The organism is Sphingomonas faeni (assembly GCF_024273235.1).
In the GTDB taxonomy this organism is placed as follows: domain Bacteria; phylum Pseudomonadota; class Alphaproteobacteria; order Sphingomonadales; family Sphingomonadaceae; genus Sphingomonas; species Sphingomonas faeni_A.
Genome location: NZ_JANBVH010000069.1, coordinates 1 through 7,000, shown reverse-complemented (window position 1 = coordinate 7,000; position 7,000 = coordinate 1). Strand labels below are relative to the sequence as shown.

Below are 7,000 nucleotides of genomic sequence, written 5' to 3'. Positions count from 1 at the left end.
GCACAAAAGGCGGTCTTCGCCAATCGGGCTCGTCTGAAATCTGGCGTCGGACGTGAGGCAATGCGCAAGCGTGGTGAAATGGTGGAGCGCAGCTTTGCGCACATTCTCCGTCGTGGTGGCATGCGCCGCGCGTGGTTGCGCGGGCGCGAAAACCTCCACAAGCGCTATCTCGTCCACGTCGCCGGGTTCAACCTGAGCGTCCTGATGCGCACCTTGTTCGTATGTGGCACTCCAAGGGAAGCTGCAGCACTATCAAAGACCTTCCTGTTCGTCGTTCGGACCGAAACCGTGCTGCTGATCGCCCTCGCCGTCGGCGTCGAAGGCGAAACCGCCGCCTTAGCCCTCGGCATCTCAGTCGACGTCGGCTGACGGGCCCACCTGCAAATATTTGACTTCATCATCGGGCTGTTAGCCTACGGTTCCGAACATCCTCTCATCGGTCCCCCTCCTGAAGCGCTTGAGCGTCATTCAACGCTGTCGATATTCCCGAAGTTCCGCCTGATCTGAAAGCCAGCGCGCCAGCGCATTTTGTCGGCTGGCTTCGAAGTGACAGATCGGCAGCCAGTCATCCACTCGTTCAGCTTGGCGGACCGTCTCGGGAGGTTCATGTTGACCGGCTCCGCATACCGGATCGGTCACGGCCAGATGTTGCGCTTTGGCGACACAGGCTTCGAAAACATGGTTTTTCTGACAAAATGCTCGACACATCCGCGTGAATAATCCTAGCTTGAAAAGAAACCCGATATTCGAAAAACGAAATCGTTCAAGGAGAGTGACGACCATGCGTCTTACCGCATACCTGCTGTCGGCAGCGACGATCGCGATTGCCACGCCCGCCGTGGCGCAAGAGGTGACCCCCACGACCAACGCCGAGCGGCAGGTGCCGTCGCAGGGGACTGCGAGCGGCGCGGTGCAGGCGGAAACCGCGGGACGTGGCGATGCTGCCGTCAGCGAGCAAGCGGGCGGTAGCGCGGGTGACATCATCGTCACCGCCACGCGCCGCGCCAGCCCGCTCAGCGACGTCCCGATTGCGGTAAGCGCAATTACACAGGAGGCATTGCAGAATACCGGCGCCAACGACATCCGTGCACTTAACCAGCTCGCACCGTCGCTGCTGGTGTCCTCGACCGGTAATGAGTCGAACGCCTCGGCGCGTATTCGCGGTATCGGTACGGTGGGCGATAACCCGGGGCTCGAAAGCTCCGTCGCTACCTTCATCGACGGTGTCTATCGCAGCCGCACCGGCGTCGGCCTCAATGAACTCGGAGAGATCGAGCGGGTCGAGGTGCTGCGCGGACCGCAGGGTACGCTATTCGGCCGCAACGCATCGGCCGGCCTCATCAACATCGTCACCAAGGCACCGGAGTTCACCTTTGGCGGTATCGCCGAGCTTACATACGGCAACTACGACAACAAGCGTGCGCAGCTCGGCATCACCGGCCCGCTGACCGATACGATCGCCTTCCGGGTCGACGGCATCTATAACAAGCGTGACGGTTTCTATCGCAACATCACACAGAGCGACAATGAGGCGCGAGTCAACAACCGCGATCGCTACTTTGTTCGTGGTCAGCTGCTCTTCAAGCCGAGCGATGATTTCAGCCTCCGCCTGATCGGTGACTATAGCCATCGCGATGAAAGCTGCTGCGGAGCGACCTACTACAGCAAGTTCGAAACCTTCGACCCGACAGTAAATGCTGTGCAGTCGAACGGCAGCAGTATAAACACCGATGGCGCTGTAGCCTATTCGGACTCAAACCGCATACTTGGTGTTCTCAACCGGCTCGGCGCGGTCCGCCCCACAACCGATACGCGTGCCAATCCGTTCGATCGCAGTGTCGCAATCTCGCCGGGCCGTACCTTCCGCAACGTGACCGAAGATTACGGCGGGTCCGGGCAGATCGACTGGGATCTCGGCGGCGTCAACATCACGTCGATCACGGCCTATCGTGAAAACAAATCGGGCAACGCCGGCGATACCGACTACGGAAATGTTGACTTCAGCTACCGCGACGATGATTCCTATCGACAGTTCAAGACGTTCACGCAGGAGGTTCGTCTCCAGGGCTCTTCGTTTAATGGCAAGCTCGACTGGCTCGTCGGCGGTTTCTATTCGCACGAAAAACTCAATGTGGTCGACAGCACCAAGTTCGGTACGCAATATGGTACCTTTGCTGCCTGTCGTCTGGTAGCGACGCTCAACCCCGCGGTAGCTCTTCAGGACCAGAACGCGCCGGGTTGCCTCAGCGCGGCAGGCCGCGCGACGGTCACGGGCGCTTTCGGTGGAATTGCCCCGTCAGTACTCGGCGGGCTGGATCGACTGTCCGGTACGATCGTCAATGGTGTTCGCGTCGGCGGCGTCAACGACGTCGGCGACCAGGGATCGCGCTATCGCCAGACCAGCGAGAATTATGCATTCTTCACCCACAATATCTTCAACATCACCGACACTCTGTCGCTGACGCTTGGCCTACGTTACACACACGAGGCAAAGGATTTCAGCGCCAATTTGAACAACAACAATACAGTCTGCCCGATACAGCAGGCCAATCTGTCTCCCTTGCTGTCGAATGCGGCAGTGCCTGCCACCGCACGTACCTTCATCGGCGGCATCGTGACGTTGACCTGCACCGGCAATAGCTCGTCGACGATCAACGCACTCAACCTCAACGACAGCTTCTCGGACGGTGAATTCACCGGCACCGCGGTGGTGTCGTGGAAGCCAACGCCGCGTCTGCTGACTTACGCCTCCTATGCCAAGGGCTATAAGGCGGGTGGCTACAACCTCGACCGATCGGATCTCGGTGGCCTGCCGGGCGTATTTACGCCGCGTACGAACGCCGATGCGCCAGGGTTGCGCTTCGACGCCGAAAAGGTGGATGCCTATGAAATTGGCGCCAAGTACAACATCAGCCGTGCCTTCAGCCTGAACCTCGCCGCGTTCCGGCAGGAGTTCAAGGACTTCCAGCTCAACACGTTCAACGGCTCGGTATACGTCGTGCAGAACCTGCAGAGCTGCAAGAACAACCTCAACGGGGCGGATACCGACAGCCTCGCGGGCAACGGCAGTTGCGCAGGCAGTGCCGACAAGCCCGGCTTGATCTCACAGGGTGTCGAGGCAGAAGCGACGCTTAATCCGGCTCGCAATGTCACCTTCACCGCAGGGTACACCTATTCGGACACGCATTTCCGCCGCAATCTGGTCGGCAATTCGCAAGGGGAGCCGCTCGATCCGGCGCTGTTCCTGCTGCCAGGCAGCCAATTGTCGAACGCGCCCAAGAACGTCGTGACGACCTCGCTCGCATGGACCCCCGAGATCGGTGCGAACGGCATGTCGGCGTTGTTCTACGTCGATAGCCGCATGACGTCTGACTACAATACCGGTTCGGATCTGGCGCCGGAGAAGATCCAGGACGGCTATGTGCTGGTCAACGCGCGTATCGGTATCCGGGGGCGGGACCAGAAATGGGCACTGGAATTCTGGGCACAGAATCTGACGAACAAGGATTACATCCAGGTCGCCTTCAACACGCCGTTCCAGGGTGCCGGGTCGGTCGCCAACACGCAGCGCTTCGGCGCCACCGCCAACGCACTCTATTCGTCGTTTCTAGCCGAGCCGCGCACCTATGGCGTGACGCTGCGAAGCCGCTTCTGATCGCAAAGGGACAGATCAACCCGGCCGGCCGCAGCAATGCGCGCCGGCCTTTTGCGAGATCGGTTCCTTCACGTCTCGGCTATCGCGCCGTGCATGGGTCATAACATGCGATGTGACATGGGGCCGTGCGTTTGAGCCGGTGAATCGCCGCAAGACCCTCGAAGGTGTCTGTACGCGGCTGGCAAAGGCACCACGGCGGGCCGCTAAAATCCAGTCGGCTTTTTTCGCGACCTCGCAGGAGATCGATTTTCGCAAAGCAAGCAGACAGCCGGCCTGGATAATTTCACTATCAGAATGTGTATCCGATGGCGACCGCGCCCAGCCACTGGCTCTTTGATCCGGCAACGCTCACCACCGGACTATCGGCGAAATCGTTGAGCATCCGGCGATAGGTGCCCCCGGCGATAAGTTTGAACCCATGAAGCAGATTGCCGGTCAACGAATAGGTTACCAGTCCGCCCACGGTATAGTTTTTCCATCCCTTGCTGGCGTTATAAACCGGCAGCGTGCTCGCAATGCTCTGCGTCGGCGAGATGGTGAAGTAGGTATCGGCATAGCCGCGCCCGGCATGTTCTGCCGAGGCGAACAGGCCGACCGCCGCCTTCGTGCTGAGTGGGGTCAGGTAATTGATCGTGGGCTGCCAGATTTCACTGTCATGCGCGTTGTTCACGTCGTGACGATAGCTGACCGAGACCGAAAGCTTATCATAGGGGCTGGTGATGACACCAGTCTTGCCGATGCCGATATATCCGCCGACCTCGATCGCGGTCTTTTCCTTGCCAAGGGCGCGAACCCGTACGTCGTCGATCTGCTTGATGCTCTGGCGGTCAAAGTTCACCGCAGCGATCGGCCCGAGCTGGAAATCGATCGTGTCGCCCTCGCGGTTCGGGATCAGGTCCAGGCTGCCACGCGTCCCAAGGATGGTAAATGCGAATCCTTTTACCGATCCGATCGCGACAGGACCGCCTGTAAACCGATAGTCATTCGACCCGTCGTAATCCGGCAGATAGACGCCAGCTGCCGCAACCGTGATGGTGTCCCCACCAAGCTGATCGCTCATCTCCCTGGCCTCAGGCGAGGGTGGGGCTTCCTGTGCCGAGGAGGGGGCTGCCAAGCCAAGAGCGAGAGCCGCTGTCGGTAAGCCTGCTAGACGGATGATGCGCAACAATGCTTGTTCCTCACGTAAGCCGCCCTAACGCTTCGGACTGACGGTATCTCCTTCAAGGGGAAGGCAGGAGATAAAATCCAGTAGAGGGTGTTGCAAATGTGCATCACAATCAAGGCGCATGTGGGCACATCGATCGGATCCGGCAGTTCTGATGTCAGCATACGGCCGCTAAAATCAGCACGTATGCTCCTGTGTCAGACCGTCCGGACCAGCTGAAAGGCCTGATGTCTCGTCGTTTCGTCTTGAAGGGACGGCGACACGGGGGGCGTCTCTCTGCTAGCGATCGACCTCGCTCGCCACACTCGCGCGATATTGCTGGCGCAAGCTGACCTTGTCGATCTTCTCCGTGCCCAACCGGGGCAGCGGCGCGGCCGACAACCAGATTTTTACCGGCACCTTGAAGGCAGCCAGGTGCTGTCCGAGAAAAGATCGTAGTTCCTCTGGATCCAGGCTCTTGCCCTCGGCGGCATGGACTACGGCGCCGGGCACCTCGCCGAAGCGCTCGTCAGGCAGGCCGAATACCGCCGCTTCGGCGACGCGCGGATCGTTGTACAGCGCAGCCTCGACCTCTTGGCAGGCGATGTTCTCACCGCCGCGGATTATGATGTCCTTCTTGCGGTCGACGATGAAGAGATATCCGTCCTCGTCGAGAAAGCCGATGTCCCCGGTTCGGAAGAACCCGTCGGCGGTGAACGCTGCTTCCGTAGCGGCCGGGTTGTTCCAATAGCCAAGAAAGTTCGCTGCGGAACGGATGCCGATCTCTCCCCTGCTGCCCTGCGCCAGTGAGGCGCCAGCGTCATCCAGGATAGCGATCTCCACCAAGGGCGCGGAAGGCCGGCCGGCGGAGTCCGGCTTGGCTGTGTAGTTCGTTCGCCAATTGCCAGTTCCCACTGCATTGGTCTCAGTCAGGCCATAGCCGATCAACGGTGCTCCCTCCATTTCGGCATCGATACGGCGAACATGTTCCACCGGGCGAGGCGCCCCACCGGCCGCAAAGTCGCTGACGCTCGACAGGTCATAATTTGCGCGATCAGGATGGGTGAGTATCTCAAAGCTCATCAGCGGCACGCCCACGAAGTAGGTCACGCGCTCCTGCGCTATCAGCCGCATCGCCTCCTCGGCATTCCATTTTGACATCAAGACCAGCTTGCGCCCCAGCGCGAAGCTTTGCAGAAGCACCGCCACCTCGGCGGTGACGTGAAACAGCGGCAGGTTGAGCAGCGTTGCGGGCTGACCCTCGGGCGGGTTGCCCTCAGCCGTTGCAATGCCGAGCATCGTCAATGCCTGCGACAGAAAACCGAACGTTCCCTGCACCACCGCGCGATGATCGCTAAGCGCGCCCTTGGACTGCCCGGTTGATCCGGAGGTAAACAGAATGGTGGCGTGGTCGTCGGCGCCGATCGTCGGCAATGGCGTGTCGGGCCGACTGTTCGCTGTTACCCCGAGCAGCGCCTCGCCGATCGGGCGGGTGTCGTCCACGCTGACGATGCGGGCGGCAAGACTGGGCACAGCGCGCAGCCGGGCCACTCGGGGTGCATCGGCGAAGACGAGGGTGCATCCAACCTCGTCTATTGCCGACGCCAACTCCTCGGACTGCCACCAGCCGTTGAGCAGCGTCGCAACGCCGCCTGCCATCACGATACCCATGTACAGGATGATCCATGCGGGCGAGTTGCGCATGGCGATGCCGACGCGGTCACCCTTGATGACCCCCTCAGCCACAAGCGCACGCGCCACACTCTTGGCGGCGGCATGCGTCTCGGTAAAAGTGAGCCGTTCATCGCCGGCGACGAGGAATGTCGAGCCGCCATGCTGGTCACAGAAATATGCGAAATAGTCGGAAAGCGTGGGGGGCGCTCCGGCGACGATCGGCAGCCGGCGACCGAAGCGTTCGACGCTGCCCAGCACCAGCGGACCGCCTTCGCTCGTCAGCGACGCTATCATCGCGTTCATCTTGAGGTCGAGCTCGGTTGGCATCACTCTCTCCAGCTGCTATCTTTTTCCTTCTTATGGCGTGCTTGGTTCTGACCGCAACGTCGTTAATCGGTCGGCAAAATGCTCAGCGCTCGCTCAAATGCGCCGTTCTGGTCCGCTTCCGGCATGGTTGCCCGCTGCGGGCACTGCCCAAAAGTTGCCGAGCTGCAATTTATCAAATCCTGCCATTCGGTGTCGGCGAT

Annotated in this window: 5 protein-coding genes; 2 read left to right on the top strand and 3 right to left on the bottom strand. The window is 60.3% G+C overall.

The genetic code is table 11. The annotated features are described in order from the left end of the window. Nucleotides 1–369: transposase (locus tag NLI89_RS21270; protein ID WP_254688751.1), on the top strand; the 369-nt coding region annotated here is incomplete at its 5' end. Between the two features lie 99 nt (nucleotides 370–468). On the opposite strand, the gene NLI89_RS21265 is transcribed toward NLI89_RS21270, so the two are convergent. Next, entirely contained in the window at nucleotides 469–639 is a 171-nt protein-coding gene (locus NLI89_RS21265; RefSeq protein WP_198527101.1) for a hypothetical protein, read from the bottom strand. Between the two features lie 142 nt (nucleotides 640–781). On the opposite strand from NLI89_RS21265, the gene NLI89_RS21260 reads away from it, so the two are divergent. Beyond that, entirely contained in the window at nucleotides 782–3,655 is a 2,874-nt protein-coding gene (locus NLI89_RS21260; protein ID WP_254688752.1) for a TonB-dependent receptor, read from the top strand. 289 nt (nucleotides 3,656–3,944) lie between these two features. Here NLI89_RS21260 and NLI89_RS21255 read toward each other — a convergent pair whose 3' ends face one another. Both NLI89_RS21255 and NLI89_RS21250 read right to left on the bottom strand, forming a co-directional pair. Continuing rightward, on the bottom strand, nucleotides 3,945–4,715 hold the full coding sequence (locus NLI89_RS21255; RefSeq protein WP_254688750.1) for a MipA/OmpV family protein: 771 nt from the start codon (nucleotides 4,713–4,715) through the stop codon (nucleotides 3,945–3,947). A gap of 384 nt (nucleotides 4,716–5,099) precedes the next feature. After that, complete coding sequence (locus NLI89_RS21250) at nucleotides 5,100–6,800, bottom strand: class I adenylate-forming enzyme family protein (RefSeq protein WP_254688749.1); 1,701 nt, start codon at nucleotides 6,798–6,800, stop codon at nucleotides 5,100–5,102. Between the last annotated feature and the right edge of the window lie 200 nt (nucleotides 6,801–7,000).